Source organism: Isoptericola sp. NPDC058082, from assembly GCF_042885055.1.
Lineage (GTDB): Bacteria > Actinomycetota > Actinomycetes > Actinomycetales > Cellulomonadaceae > Isoptericola.
This window is the reverse complement of the sequence record NZ_JBHVSQ010000009.1, coordinates 61246-78622: the sequence shown is the minus strand read 5'-3', so window position 1 is coordinate 78622 and position 17377 is coordinate 61246. Positions and strand designations below refer to the sequence as shown.

General features: G+C 74.9%; 12 protein-coding genes and 3 tRNA genes. 13 read left to right on the top strand and 2 right to left on the bottom strand.

Going from position 1 to position 17377, the window contains the following annotated elements; translation table 11 throughout:
- The coding region (rarD, locus tag ACFVS0_RS13640; protein ID WP_430588264.1) for an EamA family transporter RarD at positions 1-966 on the bottom strand (966 nt) is incomplete at its 3' end.
- Between the two features lie 125 nt (positions 967-1091).
- Here rarD and ACFVS0_RS13635 point away from each other — a divergent pair.
- From ACFVS0_RS13635 to ACFVS0_RS13605, 7 genes are all read left to right on the top strand, one after another.
- Positions 1092-1173: transfer RNA gene (locus ACFVS0_RS13635), tRNA-Tyr, on the top strand.
- A gap of 142 nt (positions 1174-1315) precedes the next feature.
- Positions 1316-1388, top strand: a tRNA-Thr gene (locus ACFVS0_RS13630).
- A gap of 65 nt (positions 1389-1453) precedes the next feature.
- Positions 1454-1527 (top strand) — tRNA-Met (locus ACFVS0_RS13625).
- 90 nt (positions 1528-1617) lie between these two features.
- Positions 1618-1788, top strand: a complete 171-nt coding sequence (gene rpmG / locus ACFVS0_RS13620) for a 50S ribosomal protein L33 (RefSeq protein WP_079572326.1) — start codon at positions 1618-1620, stop codon at positions 1786-1788.
- Between the two features lie 29 nt (positions 1789-1817).
- Positions 1818-2300, top strand: a complete 483-nt coding sequence (locus ACFVS0_RS13615; protein WP_430588263.1) for a MaoC family dehydratase N-terminal domain-containing protein — start codon at positions 1818-1820, stop codon at positions 2298-2300.
- Complete coding sequence (locus ACFVS0_RS13610; RefSeq protein ID WP_430550543.1) at positions 2300-2737, top strand: MaoC family dehydratase; 438 nt, start codon at positions 2300-2302, stop codon at positions 2735-2737. Before ACFVS0_RS13615 ends, ACFVS0_RS13610 begins: the two co-directional genes overlap by 1 nt.
- Positions 2738-2890: 153 nt before the next feature.
- A complete protein-coding gene (locus ACFVS0_RS13605; RefSeq protein ID WP_430588262.1) occupies positions 2891-5098 on the top strand; it encodes an N-acetylmuramoyl-L-alanine amidase in 2208 nt (735 codons plus the stop codon).
- A gap of 93 nt (positions 5099-5191) precedes the next feature.
- On the opposite strand, the gene ACFVS0_RS13600 is transcribed toward ACFVS0_RS13605, so the two are convergent.
- Positions 5192-6511, bottom strand: a complete 1320-nt coding sequence (locus ACFVS0_RS13600; RefSeq protein WP_430588261.1) for a C39 family peptidase — start codon at positions 6509-6511, stop codon at positions 5192-5194.
- Positions 6512-6723: 212 nt separating this feature from the next.
- Here ACFVS0_RS13600 and ACFVS0_RS13595 point away from each other — a divergent pair, with 212 nt between their 5' ends.
- From ACFVS0_RS13595 to ACFVS0_RS13570, 6 genes are all read left to right on the top strand, one after another.
- On the top strand, positions 6724-8439 hold the full coding sequence (locus ACFVS0_RS13595) for a hypothetical protein (RefSeq protein ID WP_430588260.1): 1716 nt from the start codon (positions 6724-6726) through the stop codon (positions 8437-8439).
- Between the two features lie 513 nt (positions 8440-8952).
- Positions 8953-10524 carry a pyridoxal phosphate-dependent decarboxylase family protein gene (locus tag ACFVS0_RS13590; protein ID WP_430588305.1) on the top strand — a complete coding sequence of 524 codons (1572 nt, stop codon included), beginning with the start codon at positions 8953-8955 and terminating at the stop codon, positions 10522-10524.
- The gene (locus ACFVS0_RS13585; protein ID WP_430588259.1) at positions 10521-11993 is read left to right on the top strand and encodes a lysine N(6)-hydroxylase/L-ornithine N(5)-oxygenase family protein; all 1473 of its coding nucleotides are present in this window, start codon (positions 10521-10523) and stop codon (positions 11991-11993) included. Before ACFVS0_RS13590 ends, ACFVS0_RS13585 begins: the two co-directional genes overlap by 4 nt.
- Positions 11990-14479: a GNAT family N-acetyltransferase gene (locus tag ACFVS0_RS13580; RefSeq protein ID WP_430588258.1), complete on the top strand. Its 2490-nt coding sequence runs from the start codon at positions 11990-11992 to the stop codon at positions 14477-14479. Before ACFVS0_RS13585 ends, ACFVS0_RS13580 begins: the two co-directional genes overlap by 4 nt.
- On the top strand, positions 14476-16680 hold the full coding sequence (locus ACFVS0_RS13575) for a penicillin acylase family protein (RefSeq protein ID WP_430564428.1): 2205 nt from the start codon (positions 14476-14478) through the stop codon (positions 16678-16680). Before ACFVS0_RS13580 ends, ACFVS0_RS13575 begins: the two co-directional genes overlap by 4 nt.
- Positions 16677-17372, top strand: a complete 696-nt coding sequence (locus ACFVS0_RS13570) for a GNAT family N-acetyltransferase (RefSeq protein WP_430564429.1) — start codon at positions 16677-16679, stop codon at positions 17370-17372. The genes ACFVS0_RS13575 and ACFVS0_RS13570 overlap by 4 nt, the downstream gene beginning before the upstream one ends.
- Positions 17373-17377: the final 5 nt, after the last annotated feature.

Sequence of the window (17377 nt, the reverse complement as noted above, 5' to 3'; positions counted from 1 at the left end):
TCCCGGCCGGAGGGGGGGTTGCGGCCCCCTCCCCGCCCCCCCCCCCCCTGCGGCGTCCCGGGTGGCGAGGCGCGACGCGCGGGCCTGCCGGGTGCCGTCGGCCGTGAGGATCACGAGCGCCACCCACACGAGCACGAACCCGGCCCAGCGGGTGGGCGGCATGTGCTCCCCGAAGACCAGCAGGCCCAGCAGGAACTGGAGCACCGGGGTCAGGTACTGCAGCATCCCGACGACCGACAGCGGCAGCCGGCGCGCGGCGGCCGAGAAGAGCAGCAGGGGCAGCCCGGTGATGACGCCGCAGGCGGCGAGCAGGAGCGCGTGCCCCACGCCCTCGGTCGTGAACGTGCCGACGCCGGTGACGCCGAGCACCACGAGGTATGCCAGGGCGAACGGGGTGGCCACGGCCGTCTCCGCGGCCAGGCCGGGCAGCGCGCCGACGTCGCGCCCCACCCGGTTCTTCACCAGGGAGTAGAGCCCGAAGGCGCCCGCGAGAACGAGGGCGATCCACGGCAGGCCGCCCACGCCCGTGGAGATCACCACGACGGCCGCGGCTCCGAACCCGAGCGCGACCCACTGCGCCACGCGCAGGCGCTCGCGCAGCACGAGCACGCCGAGGAGCACGGTCAGCAGCGGGTTGATGAAGTACCCGAGGGCGGCGTCCAGCACGTGGCCGGAGAGCACCGCGTACACGTACGTGGTCCAGTTCGCGATGATCAGCACGGACGCGACGGCGAGCGCGCCCATGACACGCCCGTTGCGCAGGACGGCGAGGAACGACCCGAACGTGCGCGTGACGAGCAGGAGCACCACGCAGAACACGAGGCTCCACACCACGCGGTGGGCGATGATCTCGACCGGGCCGGCGGGCTCGAGCAGCGGGAAGAAGAGGGGCATCGCGCCCCACAGGACGAACGCCGAGAGGCCGAGCGGCAGCCCCCAGCGGTCGGGGGAGGAGGGGGACGTCACCGCCTCAATGTAGGGCCCCGGCGCGCCCCGCGTGCGGTCGTGACGGGGGCCACGGCGGGACGATTTCCGCCGGGGCCCTCCGGGGCGTTATGGTTCTACCCGCGAGCTCGTCCGCGAGCCCGCACGGCAGGTTGCCCGAGCGGCCAAAGGGATCTGACTGTAAATCAGACGGCTCAGCCTTCGGGGGTTCGAATCCCTCACCTGCCACCGCGACGGACGGGGCGCCACCCTCGGGAGGCGCCTCGTCCGACGTCTGGAGGGGCCTGCACGGCCCCGGTGCACGATGTGATCGAGCGGGCATCCCGCGGATTTCATCAGGTGCCGAGAGCCGTGTAGAGTCTTCTCCGCTGCCCCGATAGCTCAGTCGGCAGAGCGTCTCCATGGTAAGGAGAAGGTCAAGGGTTCGATTCCCTTTCGGGGCTCTGTGATGTGACGCGGGACCGTCGTCCTTGTTCGAGGACGAATGGTCCTGCGTTCCGTCACGCGCGGCGGGGTAGCTCAGCTGGTCAGAGCGCACGACTCATAATCGTGAGGTCGCGGGTTCGAGCCCCGCCCTCGCTACCGACACCATCACGGTTCGACGGCCGGCGTCGGACCGGCCTGTTCCTTGATTCACGTGGCGCCTTCCGGGGGCGCGAGAGGTGACACACCATGGCTGCCAAGAGCGCGGACGTCCGCCCGAAGATCACGCTGGCCTGCGTGGACTGCAAGGAGCGGAACTACATCACGAAGAAGAACCGTCGTAACGACCCCGACCGTCTCGAGCTGGCGAAGTTCTGCCCGCGCTGCGGCAAGCACACGTCGCACCGCGAGACCCGCTGACGCAGCTCTCGACGGATCACCGCACCGACGTGGCGAACACGCTTCCCGATCGAGGCTTCGCTGGCCGCGAGTACCCGGCCACCACCCCCTACTCGGTAGGGCGCGAGAAGCTCCGTGAGTTCGCCTCCGCCGTCGGTGCCGCCCACCCCGCGCACCACGACCTCGTGGCAGCGCGGGGTCTCGGCTATCCGGACCTGGTCGCGCCCCCCACGTTCGCCGTCGTCGTCGCGCAACGGGCCGAGGCGCAGTACGTCCAGGACCCGGCCGCCGGGATCGACTTCTCGCGCGTCGTGCACGCGGACGAGAGGTTCACGCACCACCGGCCGATCGTCGCGGGCGACGAGCTGGTCACCGTGCTCCACGTGGACTCGGTGACCGAGCGGGCGGGCATCGCGATGGTGACCACGCGCTGCGAGATCTTCGCGGCCGCGGACGGCGCGGCCGACGGCGGCGCCCGCGAGCCCGTCGCGACCGTCAGCTCGAGCCTGGTGATCCGCGGGGAGGACTCCTGATGGCACACGAGCAGCCCCGCCCCGTGCTCGCGGACCTCGCCGTCGGCGACGTCGTCGCCACCGGCACGGTCGAGCTCGACCGCGCCCGCCTCGTGCGCTACGCCGGGGCCAGCGGCGACTTCAACCCGATCCACTGGGACGAGTCCTTCGCCACCGGCGTCGGGCTGCCCGACGTCATCGCCCACGGCATGCTCACGATGGGATCCGTCGTCGGCGTCGTCGCCGACTGGGCGGGGGACCCGGGCGCCGTCGTCGCCTACCAGACCCGCTTCACGAAGCCGGTCCCGGTGCCGCGCGACGGTGGCGCCGTCGTCGAGGTCTCCGCCGCCGTCGGCGCGATCGACGCCGACGCCGGGACGGTGCGGGTCGACCTCACGGTGACCCACGAGGGCGCCAAGGTGCTCGGCCGCTCGCAGGCCACCGTCCGCCTCTCCTGATTCCCACCTTCCCTCCCCCGGGCGTGGCCGGATCTCGTCGCGATCTCGCGCGACGAGATTTTTTACGCCTATCACTTCCCATGAAACGGGATTTCACGGTTCGATGACGAGGTGCGCCCCGAGCGCACTCCGTCCTCGAGAGGAGCACTCCCCGTGAGATCCGTACGACGACGCACCACCGGGCTGGCAGCCGCCGGCCTCCTCCTGCCCCTGGTCACGATCCCCGCGGTCGCCGCGGGGGCGGGGCCGTCCACCGCCCCCACGTCCGACGTGACCTGCGACGCCGTCGTCGCCGCGCCGGACCGGGAGTCCGCGTTCGCCGCGGCGAGCGACGCCACCGGGGTCCCCGCCGACCTGCTCAAGGCCGTCTCCTACATGGAGTCCCGCTGGGACCAGCACGCCGGCACCCCCAGCATCGACGGCGGCTACGGCCTGTTCAACCTGCTCGACCACGCGCCCGAGGCGCCCGACGGGGCCGGCAAGGACGCCACGCCCCGCGCCGCCGTGAGTGAGCTCGACCGCGCCGCCGCCCTGACCGGGCTGCCCGTCGCCGAGCTGAGGTCCGACGCCGCCGCGAACACCTGCGGCGCCGCCGCGCTTCTCGCCTCCTACCAGGAGGACGCGGGCGAGGGCGCGGGCGACCTCGCGTCCTGGGGAACGGCCGTCGCGCGGCTGGGCGGCTCGCCGTCGTTCGCCGCGCGGGTGTACTCGACCCTGCAGAAGGGCGAGAGCCGCACGACCGACGACGGCGGTCTGGTCACCCTCGCCGCCCGTCCGGACGCCGTCCTGCCCGAGGCGTCCGCGTCCGCGGCGAGCGACCCTGCCGCCGACTGCCCGCCCGACCTGGGCTGCGACTGGATCCCGGCGCCGTACGCGAAGGGCAGCGCCGACCTGCCCGACGACACGGGCAACTACGGCAACCACGACCAGGCCGACCGCACGGGCGAGGGCGGCCCGTCGATCGACTACATCGTCGTCCACGACACCGAGGGCGGGTACGACGGGACCCTGAACATGGTCCAGGACCCGAGCTACCTGGCGTGGAACTACACGCTGCGCTCGTCCGACGGGCACGTGGCGAACCACCTCGAGCCCTCCGACGTGGGCTGGCACGCCGGCAACTGGTACATGAACATGCACTCGATCGGCCTGGAGCACGAAGGCTGGGCCGGCACGTCGGGCTGGTTCACGGAGGCGCTCTACCAGTCGTCCGCGCAGCTCGTGCGGTACCTGGGCGAGAAGTACGACGTCCCGCTCGACCGCGCGCACGTCATCGGGCACGACCAGATCCCCGGCATCCTGCCCGGCTACACGAAGAGCGTGCACTGGGACCCGGGCCCGTACTGGGACTGGGAGCACTACTTCGAGCTGCTCGGTGCACCGATCGGCGGCGGGCTGGACACGACGACGGACGTCGCGCCCGGCGACGTCGTCGAGGTGGTCGCCGGCTACGACGACAACGCCAACCCGGTCACGGGGTGCGAGCAGGCGTCGCCGGGGTCCGGCGACTGCGTCGCGGGCGCCGGCACCAACTTCGCGGTGGCGTACCAGGAGCCGTCGCTCGACGCCCCCTACGCCCGTGACCCCGGCTGGAAGCCGGGCGGCGCGGACGGCACGACCTACGCCAGCGACATCAGCGCGCGCGTCACCTCGGGCCACAAGCTCGTCGTCGCGCAGGTGCGGGACCAGTGGCTGGGCGTGTGGTGGGCCGGGTCGCTGGCCTGGATCCACAACCCGGCGGACCGTCCCGTGGTCGTGCCGAGCACCGGGCAGACGGTGACCGTGAGCGGGGACGAGACCGCGGCCATCTACGGCCGGGCGTACCCGGAGGGCGCGGCGTACCAGCCCTACCCGGGCATCGCCGAGCAGGCGGTCACGCCGATCGAGTACACCATCGGGGCCGAGCAGAGCTACGTGGTGTCCGACGACTCGGTCTCGACCGACTACTACTACGCCACGTCGTTCGACGGCTCCGTGCCCGACGACCGCACGGACGTGCGCGGCGAGGACGCCTACTACCAGCTCTGGTACGCGCACCGGCAGGTGTTCACCCGGGCCGCCGACGTGACCCTGCACGACCCCGTCGTCACCGACGTCGAGGGGCCGAGCATCGAGGGCAGGGCGAAGATCGGCAAGGTCCTCACCGTCGACCCGGGGGAGTACCTGCCCGGGGACGGCACCGACGTCGACGTGCAGTGGCTGCGCGACGGCGAGCCCGTGCGCGGCGCGGACGGCACGCGGTACCACCTCACCGGTCGTGACCGCGGCGCGGACATCTCGGTCGAGGTGACCGTGTCGGCGCCCGGCTACACGTCGGCGACGTTCACGTCCGACGCCGTCGGCCCGGTCCGTCCGCACTGACGCCGAGGTAGTCCGACCTCGCCGAGGTAGCCCGGCCCTCGCCGAGGTAGTTCGCACATCTGTGCGAACTACCTCGGCGAGGTTGGTGCTACCTCACCAGTTGGGGGTGGCCCCGGGGACGTTGCGGGGCAGCTTCACCTGGTGCGGGTGGATGACGTAGGCGATGCCGTCGGTGGACGTCTGCCACACGCGCTCGAAGTTCTCGCGGGTGTAGACGCTGCGCACGTCGGCGTCGGTCGCCTTGTTGGGGTCGTTGATGACCGGGTCGCCCTCGGCGGTGAAGCCGACGATGGTCACGAGGTGGCCGTCGGTGCCGTAGCCGGCCTCGGGCATCTCCTCCTCGGCGAAGTGGATCGACACGACCAGCGGGATGCCCGCCGCGACGAACCGCTCCGCCTCGGCCAGCGACCGCAGGCGGGTCACGAACGACTCCAGCCCGAACCGGTGCGCGTAGGCGGTGTTGAACGGCCAGTTGCCCGAGCCCTCGTACGTGTAGTCCCACGTGTTGATGGCGGCGTAGGCGACCTGGGGGTCACCGTTCGGGGCCACGATGTCCTCGAGCTCCGACGCCGGCACCTGGTGCTTCCTGCCGTAGGAGTACTGGATCATCGTCGTCGACGTCGGGGAGCACCACACCTGGCCGCCGCCGCCGAACTCCGGGTACTCGCCGATGTGGGTCAGCTGCGAGTAGCCGGGCACGTCGAGCTCGACCGCGCGCCCCAGCGTGAAGTCGCTGGTGCCGGTGTAGGCGGAGTCGGGCAGGTACTCGTTGGTCATGGTCGTCACGCCCGCCAGCCGCGGGGTCGCGGTCGACCCGGCCGGCCGGTAGAGCGTGACCCGGGTCTGGAACGCCTCGGGCTCGCGCCCGGACTTGGCGACGTACGTGTCGGTGAACAGGTACGCGTCGTCGTCGTTCTGACCGTCCACGGAGGTGCGGTGGATGTCGCCCACGCCGCCGTCGGCGGGCTCGACGTCGTCGCCGGACGCCCAGCGCCCCATGACGAACCACTTGGTCCACGCGCCGTCGGCCTTGCGTCCGCGGAACTCGACCTCGACCCACGTGCCGGTGGGGGTGGTGGCGTTCCAGGACGTGAGGGACTCGTCGACGGCGTACCCGGTCTCGACGACCGGCGACGTCCAGGTGCCCGTCTCGTACTCGACCGCGGCGCCGTCGCCGAACGGGTCGGTGTACTCGGTCCTCGGGCCGCCGGGGTCACGCAGGCCGAGGGTGCCGTGCGCCCCGGGCCGCAGGTTCTCCCACTCGCCCTGCCGCAGGTCGTCGATGCCCTGCCAGTGGGTGGTGGTGATCTTGTGGCCGGTCGGCCCCGGGTCGTCCGTGGGGGCCGCGCCGGCCGCGCCCGCGGTGGGTGCGATCACCGCCCCCGCCGCCAGTGCCGCCGTCGTCGCTCGCATCCAGCTCCTTCGTGCCGTACCTCGCGCCGTGCCTCTCATGGGTCCTCCCCGCAGGCGGGGGCGGTGGACGGTCCCCACCGCCCTGATGGCGAAGACTTTCCCAGATCGTGTGGTCCGTGTCACGGGTTTGCGAGCAGTCCGTGCCCTGCGGTCGCGTGCGAGGCGGTGCGGTCCCGTGGCGCCGACGGGGCTCCGGTGCGAATCTGGGGGTCGTGGCCAAGAACAGCAAGCTCGTGACCGGCGTCCGCCGACGGGGCTCGTGGGGCACGACCGTGGGGTCCGCGGTGGCCCTGGGCGCGCTCGTCGTCGGAGCCGGGGTGGGGGCCGCGGTGGCGCAGGGCGCGATCTTCGTGGACGAGACGTTCACGGGCGCGACGGCGGACCCGCTGTTCTCCGCCTACGGCTCCGCGTGCCTGACCGGCGCCGCACCGGGCAACCCCACGGCGGGGGCCCACCCGCTCGAAGGCTGCGACCCCGCGCGGACCGTGAACTCGCCGCCGCTCGACGGTGCCCCGGACGGCTACCTGCAGCTCACCGACGCGTCGAACGACCAGTCGGGCGCGGTGCTGTTCGACACGCCGATCCCCGCGGAGCAGGGCCTGGTGGTCCGGTTCGAGCAGTGGCAGTACGGCACGACGACGGCGGACCCCGCGCCGGCCGACGGCATCGCGTTCTTCCTGGTCGACGGCGAGGCCGAGCTGGTCGCCCCCGGCGCCTTCGGCGGGAGCCTGGGGTACGCGCAGAAGCGACCCGACGGGATCCCCACCAACGAGATCATCCCGGGCGTGGAGGGTGGCTATCTCGGCATCGGGCTGGACGTGCTCGGCAACTTCTTCGGGGACTGGGAGGACCGCGGTCTCGGCTGCCCCGCGGGGCAGGGGTCCCCGGCGGGGACAGGGTTCCGGATCCCGGAGCCGGAGAAGATCACCGTGCGCGGCCCCGTGCTGGGCGACGACACGACCCAGGGCTACTGCTTCCTCACGTCCACGGCGGAGAACCTCGACGACCCGGCGGCGACGTCGTGGCCCTCGACGCTCCCCGTGACCCTCCAGGGCACGACGTCGTCGCTGCCCGACGGGATCTCCGCGGCCGAGGCCGCAGCGATCCTGGAGGACGACAAGCGGACCGTCGAGGTGACGGTCAGCCCGGCTCCCGACCCGCGCGTCACGGTGTCGATCGCCGGCCCCGGCGGCGACCTCCAGCAGGTCCTCGACATCCCGGCCCCCGAGCCCGTCCCCGCGACGTACAAGTTCGGCTTCTCCGCCTCGACCGGTCAGTTCACCGACGTCCATCTGATCCGCAACGTCGTGCTGGAGTCGGTCGACCCGTCGCCGATCCTGACGCTCACGAAGGTGGCGGACGACCCCGGCCCGTACCGGCTGGGCGACACCGTCACCTACACCTACACGGTCACCAACTCCGGGCTCGCCCCCGTCACCGACCTCGAGGTCCTCGACGACCGCATCCCCGACGTCGTCTGCGACGCCACGACCCTCGGCGGGCTCGACGACGCGCCGGAAAACGAGACGACCTGCCGAGGCGAGTACACGATCACCGCCGCCGACGTCGACGCCGGCGAGGTGGTCAACACCGCGACCGCGTCCGGCGACGGCGGCGGGGCCATCTCACCCCCGGTGAGCGAGACCGTGCCGGTCGTCGCGCCGTCGCCCTCGCCGAGCCCGTCCCCCTCGCCGAGCCCGTCACCGACCCTGAGCCCGTCGCCGACGCCCTCCCCGACCTCGCCCTCGGCGGGCCCGTCGCCCAGCCCCAGCGCGGCGGCCCCCGTGGTGCCGCCCGCGACCAGCGGCCCGACGAGCCCGGGCGAGCTTCCCCGCACGGGTGCGGACCCCGGCCCCCTGGCCCTCCTGGCAGCCGTCCTCGTCGCGGCCGGAGCGCTCACCGTGGGTCTGGTGCGTCGACGACACTGACCCGCCGTCGGGTTCTCACGGGGACGCGCGGGCCCGACCGGGCCGTGGGCCAGGGCGGTCCGGACGGCTCGGGCGGTCCGGACGGCTCGGGCGGCCCGGACGGCTCGGGCGGCCCGGACGGCTCGGACGGCTCGGTCGGCTCAACGATCGGGGTCGTCCTCGCGGTCCCGGGGACGGTCGAAGCGGACCGCGAGCACGGCCGCGACGGCGAACGCGACCTGCGGCCCGGCGATGACGCGGCCCTGCGTGTCGTCGCCCAGGGAGAGCTGGACGATGCTCCCACGGCCGCGACCACCGTGAAGACGACCATGGTCACCCGCCCTGGCGCCTCCCCTGGCGCCTCCCCTGGCGCCTCCCCTGGCGCCTCCCCTGGCGTCGACGCCGCCGCCGTCCCGCTGCCCGCACGCGTCGAGGGGCGGTGTGATCTGCGTCGCTGCGGTTGGCAGCGGAAGTCCCGGCACCTAAGTTAGGCGAGGCTGACCTAACCCGATCCTCGTAAGGAGCCCCGTGACGATGCCCTCCGCCCTGCTCGGAGCCGCGACCGCGGCCGACTACGCCGGTGCGCTGCACGCCGTCGTGGACGACGTGGCCGCCCGCGTCGAGACCGCCCGCCAGCCGTTCTGCGGTGCGAGCCGCCGCGAGCTGCAGGCGCTCGTCGACGCCGTCGACCTCGACGGGCCGCCGGTCGGGACGCCCGACGCGCTGCGCGAGAGCGCCGACCTCTACGCCTCGCACGCCGTCTGGTTCCACCACCCCGCTTACGCCGCGCACCTCAACTGCCCGGTGGCGCTCCCCGCGGTCGGGGCGGAGGCGATGCTCGCCGCGATCAACACGTCCGTCGACACGTACGACCAGTCCACGGTCGCGACGCTCATGGAGCAGCGCCTCGTCGAGTGGACGGCCGGCCGCATCGGCTTCCCGGCCGGGAGCGACGGCGTCTTCACCTCGGGCGGCACGCAGTCCAACCTGCAGGCGCTGCACCTGGCGCGCGAGGCCGCGCTCACCGGGCCCGACGGCGCCCGGCTCGGCGGCGCGGCGCGGCGCGAGCGGCTCGGCCGGCTGCGGGTGCTCGCCACGACCGCCGGGCACTTCAGCGTGGCGCGCTCCGCGCTGCTGCTCGGCCTCGACGACGACGCCGTGATCGGCGTCGGCACCGACGCCGAGGGCCGCCTCGACCCGGGCGCGCTGGCCCGGGCCCTGGTCGACGTCGAGCGGGCGGGCGACGTCGTCATGGCCGTCGTCGTCACCGCGGGGACCACCGACCGCGGGTGCGTCGACCCGATCGCCCCGGTCGCCGACCTGTGCGACGCCGTCGGGGCCTGGCTGCACGTCGACGCCGCGTACGGCGGCGGGCTGCTGGTCTCGCCGCGCCGTCGCCACCTGCTGGACGGCGTCGAGCGGGCACGCAGCGTCACGGTCGACTTCCACAAGACGTTCTTCCAGCCGGTCTCCTCCAGCGCGCTCCTGGTGCGCGACGCCACCGACCTGGCGCGGGCCGCGTGGCACGCGGACTACCTCAACCCCGCCGAGGAGGCGGGGGAGCCGAACCCCGACCTCAACCTCGTCGACCGGTCGCTGCAGACCACGCGCCGGTTCGACGCGCTCAAGCTGTGGGCCACCCTGCGCGCCGTGGGCGCGGACGGGATCGGCGACATGGTCGACGCCGTCTGCGACCTCGCCGCGGCCGTGCACGCCGACCTCGCCGAGGACCCCGACCTGCGGCTCCTCGCCCCCACCGACCTGTCCACCGTGCTGTTCCGCTACCAGCCCGGCGGCCTCGACGACGCGCAGGCCGACGCCCTCGTGCCGCGCGTGCGGCGCGTGCTGTTCGACTCCGGCCGCGCGCTCGTCGCGAAGACGGTGATCGACGGGCGTCCGTGCCTCAAGCTCACGCTCCTCAACCCGGACGCGACGCTCGACGACGTCCGCGGCGTGCTCGACCTGGTGCGCGCCACGGCGCAGGGGCTGCTCGCCGGCGAGGAGCTGCTCGACCTGGACGCGCCGCCGTGCCGGGGCGTCCACCCGCGCCTGACCCGCGCGTCCGCCGCGCCCACCGACCCCGCCCTCGAGGAGGTCGCCCGATGACCCGCCCGACCGACCGTGCCCACGACCGTGCCCACGACCGTGCCCACGACCGCACCTACGACCTCGTCGGCATCGGCGTCGGGCCGTTCAACCTGGGCCTCGCCGCGCTCGCCGACCCGCTCGACGACGTCGACGCCGTCTTCCTCGACCGGCGCGAGGGCTTCAGCTGGCACCCCGGGATGATGCTCGAGGGCGCCACGATCCAGGTGCCGTTCCTGGCCGACCTGGTGACGATGGCCGACCCCACGTCGCCGTACTCGTTCCTCGCGTTCCTCAAGGACACGGGCCGGCTGTACCCGTTCTACATCCGTGAGTCCTTCTACCCGCTGCGCGCCGAGTACGACGAGTACTGCCGCTGGGCGGCCGACCGGCTCACCACGCTGCGCTGGGGCCGTGACGTCACGGCGATGGACCGGGACGAGGAGACCGGTGACCTGGTGGTGACCGCCCGCCTCTCCGCCGGTCCGGACGGCACGGCCCGCACGGAGACGTACCGGGCTCGCCACGTCGTCCTCGGCGTCGGGACGACGCCGCAGCTCCCCGGACCGCTCGCCGCCCTGGCGGCGGAGGCGGCCCGGCACCCGGGCGCCGGGCCGGTCGTGCACAGCGCCGACTACCTGCCGCACCGCGACGCGCTCGCCGCGTCGGGCGCGGTGACCGTCGTCGGGTCGGGGCAGTCGGCTGCCGAGGTGTACCGCGACCTGCTCGAGGACGCAGCGCCCGACGCCCACCGCGTGGACTGGGTGACCCGCTCGCCGCGCTTCTTCCCGATGGAGTACACGAAGCTCACGCTCGAGATGACGTCGCCGGAGTACACCGACCACTACCGCGCGCTGCCCACCGAGCTGCGCGAGATCCTCGGCCGCGAGCAGCGCGCGCTGTACAAGGGGATCAGCGGCGACCTCGTGGACGACATCTACGACACGCTGTACCGCAAGTCGGCCCTCGGGCGAGAGGTGCCGACCACCCTGCTGTCGGACACGGAGGTGGTCGCGGCGCGCTACGAGCCCGACGACGGAGCCGACGGCAGCACCGACCGTGCGGGGGAGTACGTCCTCACCCTGCGGCACGGCCAGCTCGGCACGACGGCGGAGCACCGCACGCGCGCCGTCGTCGCCGCCACCGGGTACGGGGCGGGGGTGCCCGGCTTCGTGGCGCCCGGCCTGGTGGACCTCGACGAGCTGGGCCGCGTGGACGTGGCCCGCGACTACACGGCCGGCGCGGGCGGCCGCCTGCACGTGGGCGGCACGGAGGCGCACACCCACGGTGTCACCGCGCCCGACCTGGGCTTCGCCGCCTGGCGGAACTCCGTGATCCTCGCGCAGGTCACCGGCCGCGAGCCGTACGCGATCGAGCGACGGATCGCGTTCCAGACGTTCGGCCTGCCGGGCGGCCGGCCCGACGGCGAGCGCTCGACGCCCTGGTCGCCGCCCGAACCCGCCGCGGCCGAGCGGGAGGTGGCCCGATGACCGCCGTCGCCGAGACCCGGACCGCCCGCGGCGCCAGCACGCCCCGCACGTCCCCGGACGCCGTCGTCCTCGAGCCGGTCGACCCGGCGCGGGACGCCGCGACCGTGCACGGGTGGCTGACCCACCCGGCGTCGGTGTTCTGGCAGATGGGGCACCTGGGCGTCGCGGAGGTCGGCGACTACCTCGCCGACGTCGCGGACGACGACCGGCAGGACGGCTGGCTCGGCCGCGTCGACGGCGTCCCCGCCTTCTACGCCGAGACCTACGACCCGGCCCGCGTGCTGCTCGTCGGCGTGCACGACGCCGCACCCGGCGACGTCGGCATGCACCTGCTCGTGGCGCCTCCGCCCGACGACCCGGCCGCCCGCGCGCCAGGCTTCACCGACGCGGTGATGGCCGCCGTCGTGCGCTTCTGCCTGGCCGCGGAGGGCCGCGGCGGGGCGCGCGTCGTCGTCGAGCCGGACGTGCGCAACCGCGCGATCGCCGCGAAGAACGCGGCCGCCGGGTTCCGCGTGCTGCGCGAGGTGGAGCTCGACGACGGCGACGGGCCCGGCGGGCACACCAAGCGCGCGGTGCTGAGCGTGTGCACGCGGGCGGATTTCGCGGCCTCGCCGCTCGGCGCCCTCGCCGGCCTCGGCGAGGGCGACGGCGCGGACCTCGCGCCGCACCTGCGCCCCGACGTCGCCGAGCACGCCCACCGGCACCTGGCCGCCAAGGCGCTCGCGGAGCTCGCGCACGAGCGGCTCTTCCGCCCCGAGCCCGACCCGGAGCCGGGCCGGTTCGTGCTCGCGCTCGACGGCGTCACGTACCGGTTCGCGGCGCGGACGTTCGCGCTGGAGCACTGGGTGGTGGACCCGGCGTCCATCACGCGCACGGCGTCGTCGGGCGACGGCGCCGACCTGCCCGTGGACGCGCTGGAGCTGGTGGCGGAGCTGCAGCCCCTGCTGCAGATCCCGGACGACCTCGTGGCGACCTACCTCGAGGAGCTGTCCTCGACCCTCGCCGCCGCGTGCGCCAAGGGCGACCGCGAGCTGGCCGGTGCGTCCCCGCAGGTGCCGGCGCTGCTCACGGACCTGGTCCCGCACGGCTCCGGCGCCGGCGACGAGGGCGACGACGACCGGCGACGGGCCGACGCGTTCCAGGCCACCGAGGCGGCGATGACCGAGGGGCACCCCGGCTTCCTCGCGAACAACGGCCGCATCGGGTTCTCCCTCGACGACTACCGGTCGTTCGCCCCCGAGCGCGGCGAGCGGATGCGCCTGATGTGGCTGGCGGCGCGGCGCGAGCACACCCACCTCGCCGTCGGCGACGGCCTCACCGAGCGGGAGCTGTACGGCGCCGAGCTCTCCGACGCCGAGCGCGCCGCGTTCGCCGAGCGGCTGGCCGCGCGCGGCCAGGACCCCGCCGACTACCTGTACCTGCCGGTGCACCCCTGGCAGTGGCAGCACCGCGTGCCGATCACGTTCGCCGCGGACGTCGCGCGGGGCGACCTGGTACCCCTCGGCCCGGGCGCCGACGAGTACCAGCCGCAGCAGTCGATCCGCACGATGTTCAACCGCACGCGGCCCGAGCGGCACTACGTCAAGGTGGCGCTCGCGATCCAGAACATGGGCTTCCTGCGCGGGCTCTCCCCGGCCTACATGCGCGGCACCCCGGAGATCAACGACTGGGTGGCGGGCGTCGTCGCGGGCGACCCCACGCTGCGCGACGCCGGGTTCGGCGTCCTGCGCGAGCGCGCGTCGGTCGGCTACACCGGCGACGTCTACCACCGCACCGCCCGCCCGAGCGCGCACCGCAAGATGCTCGCCGCGCTCTGGCGCGAGTCGCCCGTGCCCCGCACCGCGCCGGGGGAGCGGCTGGCGACCATGGCGAGCCTGCTGCACCGCGACGCGGCGGGGCGGGCGCTCGCCACCGCCCTCGTGCGGGAGTCGGGGATCGCGCCCGAGGCGTGGCTGCGCGCCTACCTCGACGCCTACCTGTACCCGCTGGTGCACTGCCTGCGCGCGCACGACCTGGCGTTCATGCCGCACGGCGAGAACCTGGTGCTCGTGCTGCGCGACGGCGTGGTGCGGCGGGTGTTCATGAAGGACATCGGGGAGGAGATCGCCGTCCTCGGGCACCGCGAGCTGCCGGCCGGCGTGGAGCGGGCGCGCGCCGTCGTCGACGCCGACCAGAAGGCGCTGTCGATCTTCACCGACGTGTTCGACGGCGTGCTTCGCCACCTCGCGGGCATCCTCGCGGTGGACGGCGTGCTGGGCGAGGACCGGTTCTGGGCCGTGGTGGCCGACGTGATCGACCGGCACGGGGCGGAGCACCCCGACCTGGCGGGGCGGATCGAGCTGCGGGGCCGGCGGTTCGCGCACTCGTGCCTCAACCGGCTGCAGCTGCGCAACACGCTGCAGATGGTGGACCTCACCGACCAGTCCGCCTCGCTGCTGTACGCAGGGACGATGGCCAACCCCGTCGCCCGCCCGGACGCCCCGTGAACCACCCCTTCGAGCTCTTCCGCGACGACCTCGGGGTGCCGCACGTACGGGCGGGCTCGGAGGCGGACCTGGCGTACGGGCAGGGCTACGTCACCGCGCTGGACCGGGGCTGGCAGCTCGAGGTCGACCGCTGGTACGGCGAGGGGCGGCTCGCCGCGCGGGTCGGCCCGGCCGGGCTGGAGTGGGACCGGTTCGCCGCCCGCGTGCGCCTGGCCGACACGACGCGCCGGGTCTGGGACGCGCTCGCGGAGCCGGAGCGGGCGTGGCTCGGCGCGTACGCCGACGGCGTGCGCGCCGGGCTCGACGCCGGCGGGCGGGACACGCCCGAGCGGGCCGAGCTCGCCCGCGCCCTCGGCGGCGCGGACCTGCCCGACGACGAGCCCTGGCGGCCCTGGACGCCGGTCGGCACGTTCCTGGTGCACCACGTGCTGTTCAGCGGCTTCCCGCACCTGCTGTGGCGCGAGCACGTGGCGCGCACGCTCGGCCCGACCCTGGGCGACGCGGCCGTCGGCTGGTGGGGCGCGCGGGACGGCGCGGGCGGCCCGTCGTCGGGGTCCAACGCGTGGGCCCTGCACGGCTCCCGCACGGCGTCCGGCGCTCCGCTGCTCGCCGGCGACCCGCACCGGCTGCTCGAGCTGCCCGGCGTCTACCAGCAGGTCCGGCTCGCCCGCCCGGGGCACGACGTCGTCGGGCTGGCCTTCCCGGGCGTCCCGGGGGTGCTGCACTTCGGGCAGGCGGTGTCGTCGGCCGGATCCGCCGAGACCGTCGTGGCCTGGGGCGTCACCAACGCGATGGCGCACCACGTCGAGCTGTACGCGGAGGGGTGCGACGCCGCCGCCGCGGGGGCGCGGGTGGTCGCGCAGGGCTCGGACACCGTGCCCGTGCGCGGCGGCGAACCCGTGGTCGTGCGCTGGGCCGAGACGCCCCGCGGCCCGCTCGTCACGGACCGGCACAGCCTCCGCTGGCCCGTGCGCGTCACCGCGGACGCCGGCGTGGCCGCCTGGCGCGCGCTCCAGCACGCGGCCACGGCGCGCGACGTCGCCACCGCGTTCGCCGGCTGGGTCGACCCCGTGGACCGGGTGCTCGCCGCCGACTCGACCGGCGAGGTGCTGCGCCTGACCGCCGGCCTGGTGCCCGAGGTGGCGCCGTCGGGCCGCGTCGTCCCGGCGACCGGCGGCACCCCGCCGGCGTGGCGCCGGCTGCCCGCGCCCGCCGTCGTGACCGACGTCGCGGTGGACGCCAACCACCGCCCCGCGCGGACGGAGCACGACCTCGGCCACGCCTACGCCCCGCACCGGGCCGCGCGCGTGCGCGCGCTGCTCGCCGACCCGCCGCCCGGCGGGGAGACGGCCGCGGCCCAGGACCGCGTGCTCGCGGACACCCACGACGGCGGCGCGGCGGGGCTCGTCGCCCGGCTCGGGCCGGGCCCGTCCGTCGGCGCGCTCGGGGCGGCCGAGGCGGTCGGCGCTGTCGGGACCGCGGGCCGCGCTGCGCGGCTGCGCGCGTGGGCGGCGGCGGGCGCGCGGATGGACGCCGGCTCCGCGGACGCCGCGCTGTTCGCGCGCTGGCGGCACGCGCTGGTGCGCCGCGTCGCGGCCGACCCGGCCCTCACCGCGCTGCACGAGCCCCACGGCCTGCCCGAGGTCTTCGCGCCGTGGCTCGACGTCGTCGCACGCGTCGGAGACGCGCTCGCGGTGATCCTGGGCTCGGGCGTCGTCGACGACGGGCGCCTGGCCGCGGAGGCGCTCGCGGACCTCGACGACGTCGACGTCCACGACGAGCCGAGCGGCGACCACCCGGGCGACCACCCCGGCCGCCCGGTCGAGACGTGGGGCGACCTGCACCGCCTGGCCCCGCTGCACGCGCTGGGCCTGGTTCCGGGCGCGGCGGTGCCCGCGGTGCCGGCGGAGCACGCGCGTCCGCTGGGCGGGTCGGTCGACGCGGTCCGCTGCACGGCGGGCGTGCCCGGCGTGACCCACGCCGTCCTGCACGGGTCGGTCGCCCGCTGGGTGTGGGACCTGGGCGACCGCCGCCGCAGCCGCTGGGGAGTGCCGTTCGGCGCCTCCGGCGACCCCCGCTCGCCGCACTTCGCCGACCAGCACCCCGCGTGGGCCGAGGCGCGCACCACCCCGATCGAGACCGACTGGGCGCGGCTGCGCCCGGAACCCCTGCCGACCCGACGACCCTCGGAGGACCGATGACCCGCGAGCCCACCGCCGACCACCCGACCGAGCCCTTGCCCGATTCCCTGCCCGAGCCTGCGACGTCCGACCGTCTGCTCTCCGGGGCGCGCGGCGCGGAGGTGTGGCGCGCCGACGTCCCGGGCGCGGGCACGGTCACGGCGCACGTGCTGGACCCGGTCGGGGACCTCGACGTGCTGCACGAGTGGGTCAACCGCCCGCACGCCGGGTTCTGGGGCCTGGCGGGCCTGAGCCGCGAGGACCTGAGCGCCACGTACGCGTTCGTCGACTCCCTGCCCACGCACCACGCCTACCTGGTGCGCTGGGACGGCGAGCCGGTGGTCCTGGTGCAGCTGTACCACCCGGAGGACGACCCGGTCTCGACGGCCTACGACGTGCTCCCCGGCGACCTCGGCATGCACTTCTTCAAGGGCGGCGACGGGCCGGCCGCGCGCCACGACGTCGTGCCGTGGGCCGTGGTCGGGCCGGCGGTGCTCGCCTTCGCGTTCGCCCGCCCGGGCACGCGGCGGCTGGTCGGCGAGCCGGACGCCCGCAACCGGTCCGCGGTCGCGCGCATGGCGGCGTTCGGCTTCGAGGCCGCGGGCACCGTGCGCTTCGAGTCCCCCCAGGGGCCGAAGGAGGCCGTGCTGGCGTTCTGCCCCCGCGAGCGCGCCGAGGAGCTCGTCGCGGCAGCGTTCGGCACCGCCGGCTGAGCCGG